Source organism: Rhizobium sp. LjRoot254, from assembly GCF_964254105.1.
GTDB lineage: Bacteria > Pseudomonadota > Alphaproteobacteria > Rhizobiales > Rhizobiaceae > Rhizobium_E.
Genome location: NZ_CAXUSM020000001.1, coordinates 4295791 through 4314558, shown reverse-complemented (window position 1 = coordinate 4314558; position 18768 = coordinate 4295791). Strand labels below are relative to the sequence as shown.

The following is an 18768-nucleotide window of genomic DNA, read 5'->3' as shown; positions in this document are numbered from 1 at the left end:
GTCCGGGCACCACTAGTTTAGGGATGAATTAGCTAGACTGCATGCGGCGGAACTAGTCACCAGAAAACTCAGGGGCCCTCGCCCCCCAGGCTCGTCTTGGGGTGCGGTGAAGGATTCCGTAGGAAGGATGACATTATGGATAATGGGGTAAACTGGACCGACGAACGCGTGGAGAGGCTGAAGAAGCTTTGGGCCGAGGGCTTGAGCGCCAGCCAGATCGCTGCCCAGCTCGGCGGCGTCAGCCGCAACGCGGTCATCGGCAAGGTCCACCGGCTCAGCCTGCCCGGACGTGCCAAGGCCGGTGGTGCAACCTCCGCCCGGTCCCAGAAGCGTTCGACGGTTTCGACCCAGGTTCGTCCTCAATCCTTCGCTCCGCGCACGATTACCCGCACGGTGACCCGCCAGGCGGGCGCAACGATGCTCAAGGAAGACATCGAGATCGAAGCACTCGAGGAGATGGAAGTCTCGACCAGCAACAATGTGGTCGTGCCGATCTTCAAGCGCCTGCCGCTGGTCCGCCTTACAGAGCGCACCTGCAAGTGGCCGCTCGGCGATCCGCTCAAGGACGACTTCTGCTTCTGCGGCAATGACTCGCCGGATAACACGCCCTATTGCACCTACCATCAGAAGCTCGCCTACCAGCCTTCGGCGGAGCGCCGCCGGGTTCGCTGATTTCGGCAAATGACGGTTTATCGGAGGCGGCTGGTCCGCCTCCGTTTTTATTTGTGCCCCACCCAACGACGGACCTAAAGCGTGTCGCATTTATTCAGCCTCATAGCCGGCTGCTCTGAAGAAGTTTCTGCATTCTGACACGGAGAAGAGTGCGACAATGTCGCCGAGCGCCTGAGTGATGGCGTCGAAGCTTCGAGCGGCTCGTTTTCGCAATAGGGACTTGAGCTTGGAGAATGCCATCTCGATCGGGTTCAGGTCCGGCGAGTAAGGCGGGAGGAAGAGGAGCCAGGCACCCTTGGCCTTGACGAGCTGCTCTGCGCGCTCGCTCTTGTGGAAGCCGACATTGTCGAGAATGACGACGTCACCTGGCGATAGCGTCGGGGCAAGCTGTGTTTCAACCCAGGTATCAAAGATGCGGCTATTCATGGGTGCATCGACGATGAAGGGGGCAGTGAGGCCGTGGCAGCGAAGTCCAGCAATGAATGTCTGCGTCTTCCATTTTCCGAAGGGAGCATAGGCGACAAAGCGCCGCCCTTTGCGGGACCATCCGGTGCGCTTGGTCAGCCGCGTGTTTGTCGATGTCTCATCGACGAAGATCAGCCGCGCCAATGCCTTGTTGAAGAACCGCTTTCGACGCCTAATCCACAGGTCACGCGCCTTGGCGATCTGCGGCCTGCACTGTTCGCTTGCCCTGAGGCTTTTTTTTATTGCTGAGCCCCAGCCGATGCAGGAACCGGCCGACGGTCGCGCGATGGACTTCGACACCGCGCTCGGCGAGCTCGACACACAATTCGTCCAGTGTCACTTCGCCATGGCCTGACACACGTTGGTTGATCCATTCGCCGTGAGCCGACAGCTTGCTGCCGGGCGGCTGGCCCTGCCGGGCAGGCGCAAGTGAGCCCGACGATCGTTGCAGGATCATCATGTTGTTGACGAACCGAGGAGATACCCGAAAATGCCGGGCAGCCTCACGATGACTATGACCCTCTTCCACAAACGCAACAACACGCGCACGCAACGCTATCGGATGCGGCTTGCCCATGGTCGTTCTCCTTCCGTGGGCAAATTGAATCACAAATCACAAAATAACGGAATCCCGAATCTGATTACCTGCGACACGCTTTAGATTTCAAGCAGAAGCGGGCAATGATCCGAGACTTCGGGGTCTGACACGACATCGAAGTCGATGACCGTGACGGCATCATTCACCAGCATGTAGTCGGCAAAGCGGCCCGGCTTGGTGTAATGGGAATTGCGCGTCCCGGCAAACCCTCGCGACGTCACCATGTCGGTCAGCCCGATCTCGCGCAATATCGCGAAAGTCTCGCTATCCGGCTCGACGTTGAAATCGCCGCAGACGACGAGGCGATCCCCCGGCTCTGAAATTCTTGTTGCCAGCGCGGCGAGCCTGCGCGCCTGCGCCAGCCGCTCGGGCGTATCCATCTTGCCATTGAGATCGCGCAGTCCATGGGTATGAACGATGGATACCGGCCAGTTCCTCTCGTAATCGAAAAGCCTGACAGCATGCGCATTTCGCGAGCGCGGATGTTCTCCATAATCGTTGGGCGAAAAACCCTTGTGAACGAACGATTGGATCTGGCCGATAATCGGGAATGAGTTCCGGACAAATGTCGCCAGTCCCCATTGTGATGGCACTGTTTGGTCGCCGTCCCAGAGAACGCCTTGCGCGGCGGGGCAAAAGGTCGTCGTATGCTCCGGCAGCGCTCTTGCGACGTCGAGATAGAAGTTCGCGCGTTGCGGCAACACGTGGTCGCCATCCCGGTAGTCCAGCCAGTCCCTGGTCGAGAGCGGCGTATGGACCACCTCCTGCAGGCATAGAATGTCGGGAGAGGCGGCGCTGACATAGTCGATCAATTGATCGTGCAGCTTGCCGCCCCAGCCGTTCAGGCACATGATACGCACGGTCGGGACTTCCTGATCTAACGACGCTTCGGGCTCACTTGAGGAATTTTTCGCTCCGGCAGACGATCTTGTCGTCGACCTTGCCGATCACTTGCCTGTCCTTGCCGTCATAATCGATGGCGTTGAGGATGTGCTTGATGAGTTCCAGCCGCCCGCGACGCTTGTCATTGTTGCGCACCACGGTCCACGGCGCCTCGTTGGTATCGGTTTCCTTCAGCATCCGATTGCGCTTTTGGGTGTAGTCATCCCATTTGTTGAGCGCCGCAATATCCATCGGCGACAGCTTCCAGATTTTCAACGGGTCGTGACGGCGGTCATGGAACCGCTTGAGTTGCATCTCGCGCCCGATATTGAGGTAGAATTTGAAGAAATGGATGCCGTCCTGGACGATCATTTTCTCGAAGCGCGGTACGACCTTGAGGAAGGCCTCATATTGCTCCGGCGTGCAGAAGCCCATGACGGGCTCAACGCCGGCCCGATTGTACCAGGAGCGATCAAACAGCACGAACTCGCCTGCAGTCGGGAAGGTCGAGACATAGCGCTGGAAGTACCACTGGCCGCGTTCGGTCTCGGTCGGCTTGGTGAGGGCCACGATGCGCGCGGAACGCGGGTTCATGTTCATCTTGACGGCGTTGATCGATCCGCCCTTGCCGGCTGCGTCCCGGCCTTCGAAGATCGCCATCACACGGGCGCCGCTCTTCTGCTGCCAGATCTGCAGCTTGACGAGTTCGACCTGCAGCGCTTCCAGCTGTTCCTCATAATCGTCGTCGTCGAGCTTCTTGTCATAGGGATAGCCGCCGGACTTCAGGTCCTTGTCGTCAATCCAGCTCGGCAGATCAGGATTTTCGATGTCGAACAGGCGCTTCTCCCCGCCGATCTCGATCTCCACCGGCTTGGTCTCAACCTCTTCCACCATGACTCGCTCCCGGATCGCAGATGATTTCGCTCGCCTAGACTTGCCCATATTTATCTTGTGAATTCAAGCGGTCCATGGAAGACCTGTCACATCAGGTGGATAGCTAGGGACAGCTAATCGCGTGAGGGTGACTCGTAAATGCAGGTAGTCTGGACAATTGTGAGCTGGTTGATGCGGCGCAAGGCTTACATCCTGTGCGGCGCGTTCGGCATGCTCATTGTCTATGGTGCGACCCGCAATGGCTGGGCGGCGATCGGCGCGATCCTGATCGCGATCCTGCCGGCATTCTTCACCCGTGACCCGGTGCCCGCGCCTCTCGCACAGGATGACGTGACGGCAGAGATCGCCAATGATCCGCTGTTCGAGGTAAAGGCCGCCTTTGCGGGCTTCGACAGCCCGGTCTTCCTGCTCGATCGCGGCGGATACGTGCTGTACCAGAACCCATCGGCCGCGCATGCCTTCGGCGAATTCCGCGATGGCCAACATGTTTCCGCGCGTATTCGCCTGCCTGCCGTCCTCGATACGATCCGCGAGGCGCTCGATACCGGCAAGACCGGAACGATCGAATATTCCGCCATGCTGCCGTCGGAGAGCGTTTATCTGGTCCGGATTATCAAGGCGCAGGGAGAGGCCGACTATTATGTCCTTATCTTCCGCGACATTTCGGAAACCCGCCGCATCGATCGCATGCGTTCGGACTTCGTGGCGAACGCCTCGCACGAATTGCGCACGCCGCTCGCCTCGCTCCGCGGCTTCATCGAGACATTGTTGGGGCCGGCGCGCAACGATCAGAAGGCGCAGGAGAAATTCCTCGGCATCATGCAGGAGCAGGTGACGCGGATGAGCCGTCTGGTCGATGACCTCATGTCGCTTTCGCGCCTGGAACTCAAGGCCCGGCTGGCGCCGCAGGATGCGGTCGACCTCGTACCGCTGATCGGCTCGGTCTGCGATGCGCTGGCGCCACTGGCGAGCGATGTCGGTGTCGAGATCGTCAAGACGCTGCCCGCGCAGCCAGTCATGGTCACCGGCGACCGGGATGAACTCACGCAGGTTTTCGAGAACCTCATCGAGAACGCCTGCAAGTACGGACAGGATGGCAAGAAGGTGGACGTGACGATAACAGCGGAGCCGGATCAGCCGGTCGAAATCAGCGTCCGCGACTATGGTCCCGGCATCCCCGACGAGCACGTGCCGCGCCTGACCGAACGCTTTTATCGGGTCAATGTCGAGAGCAGCCGATCCAAGAAGGGAACAGGTTTGGGGCTCGCCATTGTCAAGCATATTCTCACACGCCACCGCGCCCGGTTGATTATCCGCTCGGAAGTTGGGCAGGGCAGCACCTTTACGGTGCGCTTTTGACATAAAAGGCCGCGACGTAGCCGCCGGCTTATATTTTAAACATTAAAATCAATGGCATGGCCTGTCATAAATCTTTCGCAGAAATGACATAAAAGCATGGGTGTCCAGGGTCTAATGAGAACCGGGCCGCATAAAACCACAGGCCAGGGCGCCGCTGCCGGCGCCGCCAAATCCAGCCCGAACGGGAGAAATCAGATGAAACTCGTAAAGACCACCATGGCAGCGCTTGTCGCTTCCGTCGCCTTCGCAGGCGTTTCCTTTGCCGCCGACCAGATCCACATCGCCGGTTCCTCGACCGTGCTTCCCTATGCCAAGATCGTCGCCGAGCAGTTCGCCGAAACCTATTCGGATTTCAAGGCTCCGGTCGTTGAATCCGGCGGCTCCGGCGCCGGCCTCAAGGAATTCTGCAAGGGCGCTGGCCCCGAGACGATCGACATCGCGAATTCTTCGCGCCCGATCAAGGATTCGGAACTCGAAACCTGCAAGGCCAACGGCGTGACCGACGTCACCGAAGTCAAGATCGGCTATGACGGCATCGTCTTCGCTCTCGACAAGTCCGCTCCGGATTTCGCTTTCGAACCGGCCGACATCTACACGGCTCTTGCTGCTGAGATTGTTGTCGATGGCAAGATCGTCGCCAACCCGAACACCAACTGGAAGCAGGTCAACGCCAAGCTCGCCGACCTCGACATCCAGGCTTTCATCCCGGGCGAAAAGCACGGCACGCGCGAAGTGTTCGAAGAAAAGCTGCTGGTCGCCGGCTGCAAGGCCACCGGCGCGCTCGAAGCCATGGAAAAGGCCGGCATCGAAAAGAAAGAAGCCGAAGGCAAGTGCAAGGCAGTCCGCAAGGACGGCAAGGCTGTTGACATCGACGGCGACTATTCTGAAACCCTCGCCCGCATCGATGCGGACAAGAAGGCAGTCGGCGTATTCGGCCTCTCCTTCTATGAAAACAACGCCGACAAGCTGAAGGTCGCCACCGTCGGCGGCGTCCTGCCGAGTGTCGAAACCGTTGCCAAGGGCGAGTACCCGGTTTCCCGTCCGCTCTTCTTCTACGTCAAGAAGGCTCACCTCGAGTCGGTTCCCGGCCTGAAGGAATATGTGGAATTCTTCACCGCTGACACCATGATCGGCCCGGACTCCCCGCTCGCCGAATACGGCCTGATCCCGGCTCCGGATGCTGAGCGCGAAGCAATCCGCGCTGCCGTGTCCAGCTGGAAGAACATGTAATCGCAAGATCGCCGGCGGGTGAAAGCCCGCCGGCATTTTTCATATTCGCATTTTCAAGGGCATGAGGCCCAAAACGTCCAGTTAGGGTATTGAGATGGGTAGCGCCTCGGTTTTCCTGATAATTCTGGTCATCGGCGTGGTCGCGTACTATCTGACGCGTTCAAAGTCGGTGTCCGTGGTGAACGGAGATGTGCGCAAGCTGCACTCCCGTCCTTCCTATTTCGGTGCGCATGCCGCCATCTGGGCGATCCTGCCAGCCGCTCTCTTCCTCATCGTTGCGACCAATGTCGGCTCGAACTACGTCGAGCGCTCGGTCAGGGCATCGCTGCCCGCGGAGCACCTTGCAAAGCCGCAGAACGAGCAGGACATCATTTACGGCATGGTCAAGTCGATCGCGACCGGCTTCGACCTGCTGACATCCGAAGAGCGCGCCGCGGTTGATGGCGACATCACAAAGTTCAAGTCGGTGCTGGGCTCGAAGGGCCTGCCGCTGGCCCAGGATCCGCAGCCGTTCATGATCGATGCTGCCAAGCGGCTGATGAGCGAAACGTCAACATCCCATTGGATCATAGCGGTCGCCTCGATCCTGATCGCATTGGGCGGCGGCTATTTCTCTTATACGCGTGTCTCGGAAACTTTCCGCGCCCGCAACAATGTCGAGCGTTTCATGCTCTGGGCGCTGATCCTGTCGTCCACCATCGCGATCCTCACGACGTTCGGCATCGTCGGCTCGCTGATTTCCGAAACCTTCCGCTTCTTCGGTCAGGTTTCTCCGGTCAACTTCTTCTTCGGCACAGTGTGGGATCCACGCTTCTCCACGACCGGCAGCACTTCAGGCCAGTTCGGCCTCATTCCTCTGCTGCTCGGCACGATGTACATCGCGCTGGTCGCGATGCTGATCGCAGTGCCGATCGGCCTGTTCGCCGCCATCTACATGGCAGAGTACGCGTCCCGTCAGGTCCGTTCCATCGTCAAGCCGCTGCTCGAAATCCTGGCCGGTATCCCCACCATCGTCTACGGCTTCTTCGCGCTGATCACGATCGGACCGTTCTTCCGCGATTTCTCGACCGGCCTCTGGGGCGCGCTGACCGGCAACTACACCAACTTCATCGAAGCGCAGAGCGTGTTGACGGCCGGTTTCGTCATGAGCATCCGCCTCATCCCCTTCGTCTCGTCGCTGTCGGATGACATTATCACCGCCGTGCCGAGAGCGATGCGTGACGGTTCGCTCGGCCTCGGCGCCACGCGGTCCGAAACCATGAAGCGGGTTATCCTGCCCGCGGCGCTCCCGGGCATCATGGGTGCCCTTCTTCTCACCGGCTCGCGCGCCATCGGCGAAACGATGATCGTGGTTCTCGCGGCCGGTGTCGCGGCGAACCTGCAATTCTCGCCCTTCGAGCCGATGACCACCATCACCGTCAAGATCGTCAACCAGCTGACCGGCGACCTTGAATTCAATTCCCCGCAGACGCTTGTGGCGTTCGCGCTCGGCATCACGCTCTTCGTGCTGACGCTGATCATGAATGTCTACGCGCTCTACATCGTCCGTAAATACCGGGAGCAGTACGAATGACCGACGCTGTATTCAACCCGGCCGGCACTTCGGCCGCCGCTGCCCCCCGCGATATCGGCATCAAGAGCCGCCGCGCCGCCGAGAAGCGCTTCCGCATGTATGGCGCCGCTGCGATCATCATTGGCCTGGCTTTCCTGGTCCTGCTGCTCGTCTCGATCGTCTCGAAGGGCTACACGGCCTTCTTCCAGACCATGATCACCGTCCCGGTCGAGTTCTCCGAGAAGGTCATCGACCCGACGAACAAGCGCGCCACCGATCCGAAGGTGCTGATCACCGCCAACTATCCGAACCTGGCGCGTGATGCTGTTGCCAAGGTGGTCGGCATCGATCCCAAGGATCGTCCGTCGATCGCCAAGCTCAAGGGCTTCATCTCCGATGGCGTCCGTGCACAGCTTCGCGACATGGTGCTCGCCAACCCGGATATCATCGGCAAGACAGTGCCGGTCACGTTCCTGGCGTCCGCCAATATCGACTCGGCCTACAAGGGCCAGATCGACCTGACCTCCGCCGAGGCCAACCGGAAGGTGTCCGATGCACAGGTCGGGATCATGAACAAGCTTTCGGAGGCCGGTGTTCTTCGCGAACACTTCAATCCGGCCTTCTTCACGGCTGGCGCATCCAGCCGTCCTGAAGCCGCCGGTCTCGGCGTCGCCATCCTCGGCTCGATCTACACGATGCTGATCGTGCTGGCGCTGGCCCTGCCGATCGGTGTCTGTGCCTCGATCTATCTCGAGGAATTCGCACCGAAAAACCGCTGGACCGACCTTATCGAGGTCAACATCAACAACCTCGCTGCGGTGCCGTCGATCGTCTATGGTCTTCTCGGCCTGTCGATCTTCATCAACTTCATGGGCATGCCGCGCTCGGCCTCCATCGTTGGCGGCTTCGTGCTGGCGCTGATGACGCTGCCGACCATCATCATCGCGACACGTGCCGCGCTGAAGGCCGTGCCACCCTCGATCCGCGCGGCTGCACTCGGCCTCGGCGCTTCCAAGATGCAGACGGTCACGCATCACGTTCTGCCGCTCGCCATGCCCGGCATCCTGACCGGCACGATCATCGGTCTCGCCAATGCACTCGGCGAAACCGCACCGCTGCTGCTGATCGGCATGGTCGCCTTCGTGGTGGATTATCCGACCACGCCGTTCGAGCCCGCGACGGCTCTGCCGGTGCAGATCTACATGTGGGCGAACGAGGCCGAGCGTGCCTTTGTCGAACGCACGTCGGGCGCGATTATCGTGCTGCTCATCTTCCTCATCATTATGAACTTCGCCGCCATCATGCTGCGCCGGCGCTTCGAACGCCGCTGGTAAGGAGTACGTCCCATGAATATGCTTACAGATATCGAAGTCGAAAAGACGATTGGCAAGAGCATGAATACCGAACAGACCTACAAGATGATCGGCAAGGACGTCTCCGTTTTCTATAGCGAGAAGCGTGCCCTGTTCGATGTCAATCTCAACATCCGCGAGAACACCGTGACCGCGCTGATCGGCCCTTCGGGCTGCGGCAAGTCCACGTTCCTGCGCACGCTGAACCGCATGAACGACACGATCGAAGGCTGCCGCGTCACCGGCAACATCACGCTTGATGGCGGCGACATCTACCGGCCTTCACTCGACGTGGTCGAGTTGCGCGCCCGCGTAGGGATGGTGTTCCAGAAGCCCAATCCGTTCCCCAAGTCGATCTACGAGAACGTATCCTACGGCCCGCGCATCCACGGCCTCGCCACCAGCAAGGCCCAGCTCGACGAAATCGTCGAAAAAAGCCTGATACGCGCCGGTCTCTGGAACGAGGTCAAGGATCGTCTGCTTGAGCCCGGCACCGGCCTGTCCGGCGGCCAGCAGCAGCGCCTCTGCATCGCCCGCGCCGTCGCCGTCAGCCCTGAGGTCATCCTCATGGACGAGCCCTGTTCGGCGCTCGACCCGATCGCCACCGCCAAGGTCGAGGAACTGATCCACGAACTGCGCGAGAACTTCACGATCGTCATTGTCACCCACTCCATGCAGCAGGCCGCGCGTGTTTCCCAGCGCACGGCCATGTTCCACCTGGGCTACCTCGTGGAAGAGAACGACACAGACAAGATGTTCACCAATCCGGACGACCAGCGCACCCAGGATTACATCATGGGCCGGTTCGGCTGAGACGCGTTTCGCCGGCTGTCCGGCAGGAGGATTTCCGATGACCACAACATCATCCCACATCTATTCCGTATTCGACGAAGAACTGAAACTGCTCGCCCGTCGCATCGCCGAAATGGGCGGCATGGTCGAGCAGATGGTTTCCGATGCGATCCATGCGCTCGTGACCGCCGATTCCGCGCTCGCCCAGCGGGTGATCTCGGAAGACACGATCGTCGATGCGACGGAACGTGAAATCGGCGACAAGGCGATCCTGATGATCGCCAAGCGCCAGCCCGTTGCATCCGATCTTCGCGAGATCATCGGATCGATCCGCATCGCATCCGACCTGGAGCGCGTCGGCGACCTCGGCAAGTCCACCGCCAAGCGCGTCATCGCGGTGCAGACATCGGGCATTCCGCGCCCGCTCGCCCGTGGTATCGAGCACCTCTCCGAGCTTGCTCTGTCGCAGCTCAAGGACGTACTCGACGTCTATTCGACGCGTTCGCCCGAAAAGGCTGAGCAGATCCGCGCCCGCGACGAAGAGATCGATGCGATGTACACGTCGTTGTTCCGCGAGCTTCTGACCTATATGATGGAAGATCCGCGCAACATCACGCCCTGCACGCATCTCCTGTTCTGCGCCAAGAACATCGAACGCATCGGCGACCATGCGACGAATATCGCCGAGACGATCTACTACATGTCGACCGGCGAGCAGCCGGCCGGCGAGCGGCCCAAGGATGACAACACGGCATCCGTCGTCCAGCCAGCCCTTTGAACCCCGGGTGCCCGGAGGGCGCCCTCGGAAAACCGGTGGTCTAACACCGGGAACGGAGTCTCATGCAGCCGAGAATCATGGTCGTCGAAGACGAGGAGGCACTGGGCACACTGCTCAGCTACAATCTGGAAGCCGAAGGCTACGAGGTGGAGGTCATCCCGCGTGGCGACGAAGCCGACATACGCCTGCAGGAGCGTGTGCCTGATCTCCTCGTGCTTGACTGGATGCTGCCGGGTGTTTCCGGCATCGAACTCTGCCGCCGCCTCAGGATGCGTCCGCAGACCGAGCGCCTGCCGGTGATCATGCTGACCGCGCGCGGCGAGGAGAGCGAGCGCGTTCGCGGCCTCTCCACCGGCGCCGACGACTATGTCGTCAAGCCGTTCTCGACGCCGGAACTGATGGCCCGCGTGAAAGCCATGCTGCGCCGGGTGCGGCCGAGCGCGATCTCGTCGCTGCTGAAATGCGGCGATGTCGAACTCGATCGCGAGACCTACCGCGTCCATCGCCGCTCGCGCGAGGTCCGGCTCGGGCCGACGGAGTTCAAGCTGCTTGAATTCTTCATGTCGTCGCCCGGTCGCGTGTTCTCGCGCTCGCAGCTTCTCGATGGTGTCTGGGGCCACGACATCTATGTCGACGAGCGCACCGTGGACGTCCATGTCGGCCGCCTGCGCAAGGCGCTCAACCTCTCCAACATGCCCGACGTGATCCGCACCGTGCGCGGCGCGGGCTATGCGATGGAAGTCTGATAAGCCTCAAGAACCGGGCAGCACCCTGATGCCATAGAGGCGGATGGCGCTGCCTTCGCCGGTGAGATCGCTGTTGATCACGATATGGCCGGGCTCGCTCGGGCCCAGCTTTCCGTCGAATTTCACCTGGATCAGTTCGTCGGCGCGTTCGTTGGTCACGGTATAGCGGTGCCGGCCGCAATCGCCCAGCGTCTTGAACTCGCATTGGATATAGATCTGGGCGGGCTTTTCGCTGTTCGATTTCACCGTGACTGCCAGCGTCGAGGTCTTGCCGGCAAGTTCCTGCAGGATCGAGGCCGGCACTTCCACCAGCACGTCGCCATCCTGATCCGGCGCGTTGGAGGCGATGATGGTCGCCACGCCGTCGCTATCTTGACCGTCCTCGATGGTGGCCTTTGAGCGTGGGCGCGCAAGATTACTATTGCTGCCCGGCTTGTAGATATCCATCCATTCGCCCGAGAAGCCGCGCAGCGTATCGAGCCGTGTTTCGGCAGGCGTGGTCTCCGAACTGGCGGATTGCAACTGCTTCGGCACCAGATCGAAATCCGTATTGCCCTTCATCGCAGCATCGATCATGCCCGTCGCATAAAGCCACCAGGCGCCCGTGCCGATAATCCCGATCAGGCAGGCATAGACGAACAGGGACACCAGGGCGGAACCCGCTCCGCGGCCCTTGCGAGGCTCGCGCGGCACCGGCGAGCCGGCCGCCTCGTCCCAATTCGTGTCCTCCATCTGGCGCGCGGGCTTTTCCTCCCGGTGCTCGCGCGTGGCGAAAAAATCGGAAAGCGTATCGTCATCGGCGGGCTGGACAGCGGAGGCGCGTTCGTTCGGCTCGACCCGGATCTCGGGCTCCGCGCGGACATCTTGCCGGGCGGGCTGCTCGGGCTCGATCCGGACGTCCCGCTGTGCCTGTTGTTCGAACGGGGCGGGAGCCTCATGCTCGATGACGGGGGCGGCATCCTCGGCCGTGCTGTCATGAGGCTCGGTTTCCGGCGCGTGCTCGACGACGGCGGGATCGTCCTCGGGCTCCCGGTCCAGCGCCACCCTTTCGAACTGGGCGATCGAGCGGAGCCGCGAGAGTTCTTCATCCTCGATCTCGTTGATGGTCATTTCGAGCCGCTGGCGCTGACGTTCGATCACCTGCGGGTCGCCGACCTCCTGCTTGCGCAAGCCGGTATCCAGCGCATTGCGCGCAGACTGGTAGATGCGGGCACGAATATCCGGGTCGGACCTTTCGGCGCGCTCCAGCGCATTTCTGATCGCCTGTTCCAGTCCGCTCAATTCACATCGTTCCTTGATTCCTGGCGCGCGGTCGCGCGTCGATAATGCGGTAACCCATTCGCTTCCGGATTGGCAAGCGGATCGTCTCTCAACCGCCCGTCCTGCATTCGCCTTTGCGCATAAATAATGGCAAGTTTCCGGTGGGAAGAAAATTCAACCTTGAACAATCTCGCGAACTTGGTCTATCTCCAATTAGTCGTCGCGCCAGAATGGAACCGCATAATGGCCTTGCCAAACATTCTCTCCGCCAATCTCCGCATCCCCGTGGTGGCAGCGCCGTTGTTCATCATCTCCCATCCGGCATTGGTCATCGCCCAGTGCAAGGCAGGCGTCGTCGGGTCCTTTCCCGCGCTCAACGCCCGGCCCGAAAGCCAACTCGACGAATGGCTTTCCGAGATCACCGAGACGCTCGCCGCCCATGATGCAGCCAATCCCGGCCGTCCGGCAGCGCCCTACGCGGTCAACCAGATCGTCCATGGCTCCAACAAGCGCCTGCAGCACGATCTCGAGATGTGCGTCAAATACAAGGTTCCGATCGTCATTTCCTCGCTTGGCGCCGTGCCGGAGGTCAACGACGCCATCCATTCATATGGCGGTATCGTGCTGCATGACGTGATCAACAACCGCCACGCCAATTCAGCGATCCGCAAGGGCGCCGACGGATTGATTGCCGTGGCGGCGGGGGCAGGGGGCCATGCCGGCACGCTCTCGCCCTTCGCGCTGGTCCAGGAAATCCGCGAATGGTTCGCTGGACCGTTGCTCCTCTCGGGCGCCATCGCTACCGGCGGCGCGGTGCTGGCGGCACAGGCCATGGGCGCCGACATGGCCTATATCGGCTCGTCCTTCATCGCCACCGAGGAAGCGCGCGCGACGAACGAATACAAGCAGATGATCGTCGATTCCGCTGCGGCCGATATCGTCTATTCCAATTATTTCACCGGCATCCCGGGCAACTACCTCAAGGGTTCGATCCGCGCGGTGGGCATGGACCCGGAAGCGCTGCCAACGGCCGACCCGTCCAAGATGGATTTCGAGAAGGCGACTGATGGACCCAAGGCCTGGAAGGAAATCTGGGGTTCCGGCCAGGGCATCAGTGCCGTCAAGGCGATAGAACCCACAGCGGCCCTGATCGACAGACTGGACACAGAATACCGGGCAGCGAAGGCCAGGATTTGCGGCGGCTGATCACGCGCCTGTGCCGCAAAATCCGCATTCGCCGCAAATCTGAAATTCCTATCCGCCCCACCTTGCATTCTCCGGCCGTTGGCGCTATCAGCCCTCTCGACCGTCGCTTCGGACTTGTCCGGGCACGAGTACGCCGCTTTAGCTCAGGTGGTAGAGCACATCATTCGTAATGATGGGGTCGCAGGTTCGAGTCCTGCAAGCGGCACCAAAATTTTACCTGTCCGACCCGGACACATAGGTAACACATCGTACCTAAGACATAGGTAACAACCTCGTGCCGAACGGGTTGTCGATGGTTTGCAATGTCCTCTGTTCCAAGTCGATGTATCCGAGATCATAGCGCAAGAAGCTGACGAGCCAAATGCCGTCATCGACTTCCTTCAGCCCGAGCTTCTGACCAGCCAGGACGGTGGAGATGTTGATCTTCTTGCGATGGATGCACAGGCGGCCGCAATGGGTGACGATCGCATCCCTGTCGTGGAAGGGATAATCGATCTCCGGCAGGCCTTCGTAGGGCCGCGGCGAGGCGGCATAGAGCTCGGCCGGCACCTTCATCGCGAGCGCCTCATGCGGCCTTTCCTGATTGAATTCGCTGACGAAAGCATCGAAGCGCACCTGTTGCTGCAGGATATTGCGGCCTGGCGGGCGTGTCGCCTCTTTCTTCAGCGTCAGATGCATGCGCTCATGGCGGCCGTTCTCTTGCGGATGACCAGGACGGATGCGCTCGAAGACGATGCCGAGCCTCAGCCACCAGACCGAGAGTTTCGAGAGATTGTAGAGACCGTTCGGGCTGGCAAACGGCAGGCCATTGTCGGACCGGATCGCGCTCGGCAGGCCGCGTTCGGCAAAGACGCGCCGGAAGGCATCGAAGACGCCCTGTTCGCGGGTCGATTCGGAGGCCTCGCAGCACAGAAGGTAGCGTGAGGCCTGGTCTGTGATCGTCAGGGGGTAACAGTACCTGGTGTCGCCAAGCCTGAACTCGCCTTTGAAATCGGCGCACCACAGATCGTTGGGCGCAAGCGCCTCGGACAGGACCGTTCCTTCCGCCCGATGGCGCGCCCGCTTGCGGGCCTGGGTCACCAGCCCATGCCGGTCGAGCACCGCATGCACCGTGCTCCTGGCTGGGATTCGTATGTCGCCGGCCAGCCGCCGCACCAAGAGTTCGCGGATCTTGCGCGCACCCCAGTGCGGCTTCTCCTTCTTCAACCGAACGATCATCGCCTCCACCGGATCGGGCAGCTGGTTGGCTTGAGCAGCACCGGTCGCCGCGACCGATCCGTCAGCGCATCCAGGCCATCCTCCTTGTAGCGGGCGAAGATCTTGTAGCCGGTCTTGCGCGAGATGCCGAACGAACGGCACACCTCGCTCATTCCTTCGCCCTCCAGAAGCCGGGCGACAAATCGAAGACGCTCATCCATAACCGAAGTCTCTCTCCACGGCATCAACACCTCCCGATCAAAAATCGAAAAGTGTAACCCATGTCTCCGGTACGAAACGTCACCTTTCTCTCAGGTCGGGCAACCAGGCAATTACAATAGTTTAAAAAGCGCCCCGAAGGCGCCTTTTGCTGCTGATTTTTCAGAACCAGCGCGAGCGACAGTCGAAGACTATTCCCCCAGTTGTTGTATCGGTTGAAGTTCCCTGCGCCGCGTTGCCAATGCCGGGCTTGCCAGCAGCGAACCGATGATCAAGGGCAGGCAGACGAGATAGGCGTTCCGGATGCCCCAATGTTCCGCGACAAGACCGAGCAGGGGTGGCGCAAGGAAAAAGACCACAACGGACACCTGGGCCAGCGCCGCGACGTTGATCACTGAGGGCCGATCGGTGCGTTGTGCCGCCGCTGTCACGGCCATCGGATAGACTGCACTGCAACCGCCGCCCATCAGGGCAAAGCCCGCCAGCGCGACATATGGATGCGGAGCGAGCCACACCATGGTGATGCCAAGAGCGGCGGTAGCGAGAAGAACGACCGCAACGGCCCGCGCGCCATGCCGATCCACGACCGGATCGACGAAGAGCCGGGCAACAGCCATGAAGAATGCGAAGAGGGTCAGCCCCGTGCCGCCGATGAAGGGCTCGGAATTGAAGACGTCGCGCATGTAGATCGCTGACCAATCGATACCGGCGCCTTCGACGAGGAAGGCAGCAATCCCAATTAGACAAAGTGGCAGCAGGCCAAGAGTGGGAAGCGCGAAATGCGGCGCATTCTCGGTCTCGGGAGCCTTCACGATGGCCGCATTCTTCATACCGGCGACGTTGACCACGCCCAACACGAAAACCAGGGCGAGAACGAGGTGAAGATGCGTCTGCAAGCTGATTCCGGCATGGCGGATAACCGAGGCGCTGATCGCGGTGACGAAAAAACCGACGCTCCAGAAACCGTGAGCGCGGTTCATGATGCCAAATCCGGCCTGGGTCTCGATGCGTCCGATCTCGACATTGAGATTGATCTCGAAGGCGCCGCCGAGCAGGCCAACGAGAAACAGAAGGCAGAAAACCGATGGAGCATCCGGCATGAAGGGGACAAGGGAGAGGAGCGCTGCGGTGCCGAGAAGCGTTATCATCAGCGTCAGTCTGGCGCCCAGCCTCATGACCACTGGCGAGGAAAATGTCAGCGATACGAGCGCGCCGGCCGCCAGACCGATCAATGTCAGGCCGAGCTCCGCCTTGTTGACGTTCAGCATCACCTGCAGATCGGGAATGCGGGCGAGAAAGGCTCCAGTCGAGATCGCGATCAGGAAAAAAGCAAGATAGGTGCGGTGTTGCGGCGCAAGGAACATGAGGTGCATTCAATGGTTGGGAGAGGTGCACGATGCCGACCGGCATCGGCGCAACGGGGAGATGTTTCCTCGCCTTATAGTCGATGTGTCGAATGCGCACCAGTTGATACGGGCGCTCTCCAGTGAACACGAACGACTAAATACTGCGACACGCTTTAGCAATCCGTGCGACGTTACTTTCTCGCCAGACTGAACGAGAAATGGCTGCCCCGGTGATAGTCGATCGCATAGATCACTGGCATTCCGGCGGCATTGAAGCATGTCTCGGTGATCAGGAGTGCCGGGCCGAAATCTCTTAGATCGTTGCGCTCCACGACGTCGTTCGGCAGCATGACAGCGGATACACTCGCAGCGGACATGCGCGGCTTGTTCTTGTAATCCTCGAGCAGTGCCAGCAGCGAGCCGCTCCAATCTACGTCGTAGAGACGGGCTGAAATCAGGCTGCGCGGCACGTAGTCGACGCAATACATGATCGGCTCGTCACGCTGGAGTCGCAGGCGTTCGATGCGGATCACGCGATCCGAGGCCCGCATCTGCAACTGCCTGGCCACAAGCTCATCCGGCGCCTCTTCGGCAATCGACAGCACCTTGTTGACGATCTCGTATCCATAGTGCCGGGCCATGTCGGTCACGCTCTCGAATGCCGTGATCGGCCGGTCGACCTGTACAGCCGACATTGGCGAAACGAAGCGGCCGCGGCCGTGTTCGGCATAAATGAGACTGTCCTGTTCGAGGAGCTTGAGAGCCTCGCGCACAACAGGGCGGGAGATCCTGAAGCGCTGCGTGAGTTCGGCCTCGGTCGGCAGCTTGTCGCCGGGTTTGAGGCTCGTGTCGCGGATAAGATCCAGGATCCTGTCGCGCAACTTGATCACAAGGGTCTGTTTGTCACGCAGGGGCTCGTCCAAGGGCGCAATCCTCTCCACCATCCGAAATGTGCTTGTCTGACATTGGCGGCGCGGTCAACGAATTTCTGATGTCTCACAAGCGCGGCGTCAACCAATGGTGTTGCCAAAGCCAGTGCAAATTCACGGCTGCGTTATTGACACATCAAAATCAAGATGTCAGTTGTCTTACAACATTGCCGGTGTCATTTGCTGGCTTTATCACGCACGGAGGTTTGTATGCTGAATTTTGACGAACAGAGATTTCTCCGTATCCAGTCCGGTGCGGTGGCCCTGCGCGAACGGCTGGACCGGGTGATCGCCGATTGCCTGGCTGCCGGTGCTGAAAACATCCATTTCCTCGGGACGGGCGGCGCTGCGATCCTGATGCAGCCGGCAGCGCAGTTGCTGCAACGCCGGTCGCGATTTCCCGTCTTCATCGACATGCCGGCCGAGCTGGTTCTGACCGGATCGCCGAACCTGAATGGCAAATCGATTGTCGTCATCCCCTCGCTCTCGGGCACAACGAGGGAAAGCGTGGCACTCCTCGCCAAGGCGAAGGAAGCGGGCGCCACCGTGATCACGCTGGTCGGCCATGAGGAAACGCCGCTCGGCAAGGGTGGCGATCATGCCTTCGTGAATTTCGCCGAGGACGACACGTCCTGCGAGTCCTTCTATCTGCAATCGCTGTTCATCGCGCTTTCGATCATGCGCCATCGCGGGGAGATCGGGAATTACGAGCAGATCGCTGATGAACTCGACAGGCTGCCGGCCCTATTGCTCGAAGTGAAGCGCGCCTATGAGCCGAAGGCCGAGGCTTTCGCCAGGGTGCTGGCAGGGGCCGATTATCACATCATCACCGGTGCCGGGAATGTCTGGCCGCACGCCTTCTATTACGGCATGTGCATTCTCGAGGAGATGCAGTGGATCCGCACTCGGCCGGTCCATGCGTCCGATTTCTTTCACGGCACGCTCGAGTTGGTCGAGAAGGGCGTTTCCGTCATCCTGTTCAAGGGCGAGGATGCCCTGCGGCCGCTTGCCGACCGCGTCGAGAATTTCGCACCTGATTATACCGACCGGCTGACGGTGCTCGATACGTCGGAATTTCCGCTGCCCGGCATTTCGCCGGAGGTTCGAGGCCTGATATCGCCGGTGCTGCTTGCCACGGTGCTCGAACGCATCAGCGCGCATCTCGAAGTCATGCGCAATCATCCGCTGACCACGCGACGCTACTACAAGCGAGTTAGCTATTGATTCAGCTAAAGCGGCTTTGACTGCGCCCGCGAATGCTGCCAGAGGCGAGCGCGGCATAGTTGCCGAT

17 protein-coding genes, 1 tRNA gene and 1 pseudogene are annotated in these 18768 nt (G+C 60.4%); 11 read left to right on the top strand and 8 right to left on the bottom strand.

Annotation, left to right across the window (positions count from 1 at the left end; translation table 11 throughout):
- The first annotated feature begins 135 nt into the window (after positions 1-135).
- Positions 136-672, top strand: a complete 537-nt coding sequence (locus ACSQ26_RS21230; protein ID WP_436012385.1) for a GcrA family cell cycle regulator — start codon at positions 136-138, stop codon at positions 670-672.
- A gap of 90 nt (positions 673-762) precedes the next feature.
- Here the strand turns inward: ACSQ26_RS21230 and ACSQ26_RS21225 are convergent, their stop codons facing one another.
- The 4 genes from ACSQ26_RS21225 to ppk2 form a co-directional block, all read right to left on the bottom strand.
- Positions 763-1281 carry an IS630 family transposase gene (locus tag ACSQ26_RS21225; RefSeq protein WP_436005704.1) on the bottom strand — a complete coding sequence of 173 codons (519 nt, stop codon included), beginning with the start codon at positions 1279-1281 and terminating at the stop codon, positions 763-765.
- A 40-nt stretch (positions 1282-1321) separates the two neighbouring features.
- Complete coding sequence (locus ACSQ26_RS21220; protein ID WP_436005706.1) at positions 1322-1714, bottom strand: winged helix-turn-helix domain-containing protein; 393 nt, start codon at positions 1712-1714, stop codon at positions 1322-1324.
- A gap of 80 nt (positions 1715-1794) precedes the next feature.
- Complete coding sequence (locus ACSQ26_RS21215) at positions 1795-2595, bottom strand: endonuclease/exonuclease/phosphatase family protein (protein WP_436012383.1); 801 nt, start codon at positions 2593-2595, stop codon at positions 1795-1797.
- A gap of 34 nt (positions 2596-2629) precedes the next feature.
- Positions 2630-3559: a polyphosphate kinase 2 gene (gene ppk2, locus ACSQ26_RS21210; protein WP_436012381.1), complete on the bottom strand. Its 930-nt coding sequence runs from the start codon at positions 3557-3559 to the stop codon at positions 2630-2632.
- Positions 3560-3670: 111 nt separating this feature from the next.
- On the opposite strand from ppk2, the gene phoR reads away from it, so the two are divergent.
- The 7 genes from phoR (at position 3671) to phoB (ending at position 11320) form a co-directional block, all read left to right on the top strand.
- Entirely contained in the window at positions 3671-4870 is a 1200-nt protein-coding gene (gene phoR, locus ACSQ26_RS21205; RefSeq protein ID WP_436015388.1) for a phosphate regulon sensor histidine kinase PhoR, read from the top strand.
- Between the two features lie 195 nt (positions 4871-5065).
- Complete coding sequence (locus ACSQ26_RS21200) at positions 5066-6100, top strand: PstS family phosphate ABC transporter substrate-binding protein (protein WP_436012379.1); 1035 nt, start codon at positions 5066-5068, stop codon at positions 6098-6100.
- Positions 6101-6194: 94 nt separating this feature from the next.
- Positions 6195-7673, top strand: coding sequence for a phosphate ABC transporter permease subunit PstC (gene pstC, locus ACSQ26_RS21195; protein ID WP_436012377.1), 1479 nt, complete (start codon positions 6195-6197; stop codon positions 7671-7673).
- Positions 7670-8986: a phosphate ABC transporter permease PstA gene (gene pstA, locus ACSQ26_RS21190; protein ID WP_436012375.1), complete on the top strand. Its 1317-nt coding sequence runs from the start codon at positions 7670-7672 to the stop codon at positions 8984-8986. The genes pstC and pstA overlap by 4 nt, the downstream gene beginning before the upstream one ends.
- Before the next feature lie 12 nt (positions 8987-8998).
- Positions 8999-9817, top strand: a complete 819-nt coding sequence (pstB, locus tag ACSQ26_RS21185) for a phosphate ABC transporter ATP-binding protein PstB (protein WP_436012373.1) — start codon at positions 8999-9001, stop codon at positions 9815-9817.
- Between the two features lie 37 nt (positions 9818-9854).
- The gene (gene phoU / locus ACSQ26_RS21180; protein WP_436012371.1) at positions 9855-10574 is read left to right on the top strand and encodes a phosphate signaling complex protein PhoU; all 720 of its coding nucleotides are present in this window, start codon (positions 9855-9857) and stop codon (positions 10572-10574) included.
- 62 nt (positions 10575-10636) lie between these two features.
- Complete coding sequence (gene phoB, locus ACSQ26_RS21175) at positions 10637-11320, top strand: phosphate regulon transcriptional regulator PhoB (RefSeq protein WP_436012369.1); 684 nt, start codon at positions 10637-10639, stop codon at positions 11318-11320.
- Positions 11321-11326: 6 nt separating this feature from the next.
- Here phoB and ACSQ26_RS21170 read toward each other — a convergent pair whose 3' ends face one another.
- Positions 11327-12601, bottom strand: a complete 1275-nt coding sequence (locus ACSQ26_RS21170) for a hypothetical protein (protein WP_436012367.1) — start codon at positions 12599-12601, stop codon at positions 11327-11329.
- Between the two features lie 222 nt (positions 12602-12823).
- On the opposite strand from ACSQ26_RS21170, the gene ACSQ26_RS21165 reads away from it, so the two are divergent.
- Entirely contained in the window at positions 12824-13786 is a 963-nt protein-coding gene (locus ACSQ26_RS21165) for an NAD(P)H-dependent flavin oxidoreductase (protein WP_436012365.1), read from the top strand.
- Between the two features lie 132 nt (positions 13787-13918).
- Positions 13919-13994: transfer RNA gene (locus tag ACSQ26_RS21160), tRNA-Thr, on the top strand.
- Positions 13995-14038: 44 nt separating this feature from the next.
- On the opposite strand, the pseudogene ACSQ26_RS21155 reads toward ACSQ26_RS21160, so the two are convergent.
- From ACSQ26_RS21155 to ACSQ26_RS21145, 3 genes and pseudogenes are all read right to left on the bottom strand, one after another.
- Positions 14039-15228: pseudogene (locus ACSQ26_RS21155) on the bottom strand (IS481 family transposase).
- Positions 15229-15393: 165 nt separating this feature from the next.
- The gene (locus ACSQ26_RS21150; protein ID WP_436012363.1) at positions 15394-16566 is read right to left on the bottom strand and encodes an MFS transporter; all 1173 of its coding nucleotides are present in this window, start codon (positions 16564-16566) and stop codon (positions 15394-15396) included.
- 173 nt (positions 16567-16739) lie between these two features.
- Positions 16740-17471, bottom strand: coding sequence for a GntR family transcriptional regulator (locus tag ACSQ26_RS21145; RefSeq protein WP_436012361.1), 732 nt, complete (start codon positions 17469-17471; stop codon positions 16740-16742).
- A gap of 216 nt (positions 17472-17687) precedes the next feature.
- Here ACSQ26_RS21145 and ACSQ26_RS21140 point away from each other — a divergent pair, with 216 nt between their 5' ends.
- A complete protein-coding gene (locus ACSQ26_RS21140; protein WP_436012359.1) occupies positions 17688-18701 on the top strand; it encodes an SIS domain-containing protein in 1014 nt (337 codons plus the stop codon).
- Positions 18702-18768 lie beyond the last annotated feature (67 nt).

What these genes read in the sequence shown, in the direction of transcription:
- ACSQ26_RS21200 (WP_436012379.1), top strand. Translation starts at nt 5,066, where the DNA reads ATGAAACTCGTAAAGACCACCATGGCAGCGCTTGTCGCTTCCGTCGCC.
- pstA (WP_436012375.1), top strand. Translation starts at nt 7,670, where the DNA reads ATGACCGACGCTGTATTCAACCCGGCCGGCACTTCGGCCGCCGCTGCC.
- phoU (WP_436012371.1), top strand. Translation starts at nt 9,855, where the DNA reads ATGACCACAACATCATCCCACATCTATTCCGTATTCGACGAAGAACTG.
- pstB (WP_436012373.1), top strand. Translation starts at nt 8,999, where the DNA reads ATGAATATGCTTACAGATATCGAAGTCGAAAAGACGATTGGCAAGAGC.
- phoB (WP_436012369.1), top strand. Translation starts at nt 10,637, where the DNA reads ATGCAGCCGAGAATCATGGTCGTCGAAGACGAGGAGGCACTGGGCACA.
- ppk2 (WP_436012381.1), bottom strand. Translation starts at nt 3,559, where the DNA reads ATGGGCAAGTCTAGGCGAGCGAAATCATCTGCGATCCGGGAGCGAGTC.
- ACSQ26_RS21140 (WP_436012359.1), top strand. Translation starts at nt 17,688, where the DNA reads ATGCTGAATTTTGACGAACAGAGATTTCTCCGTATCCAGTCCGGTGCG.
- ACSQ26_RS21165 (WP_436012365.1), top strand. Translation starts at nt 12,824, where the DNA reads ATGGCCTTGCCAAACATTCTCTCCGCCAATCTCCGCATCCCCGTGGTG.
- ACSQ26_RS21230 (WP_436012385.1), top strand. Translation starts at nt 136, where the DNA reads ATGGATAATGGGGTAAACTGGACCGACGAACGCGTGGAGAGGCTGAAG.
- ACSQ26_RS21150 (WP_436012363.1), bottom strand. Translation starts at nt 16,566, where the DNA reads ATGTTCCTTGCGCCGCAACACCGCACCTATCTTGCTTTTTTCCTGATC.
- pstC (WP_436012377.1), top strand. Translation starts at nt 6,195, where the DNA reads ATGGGTAGCGCCTCGGTTTTCCTGATAATTCTGGTCATCGGCGTGGTC.
- ACSQ26_RS21220 (WP_436005706.1), bottom strand. Translation starts at nt 1,714, where the DNA reads ATGGGCAAGCCGCATCCGATAGCGTTGCGTGCGCGTGTTGTTGCGTTT.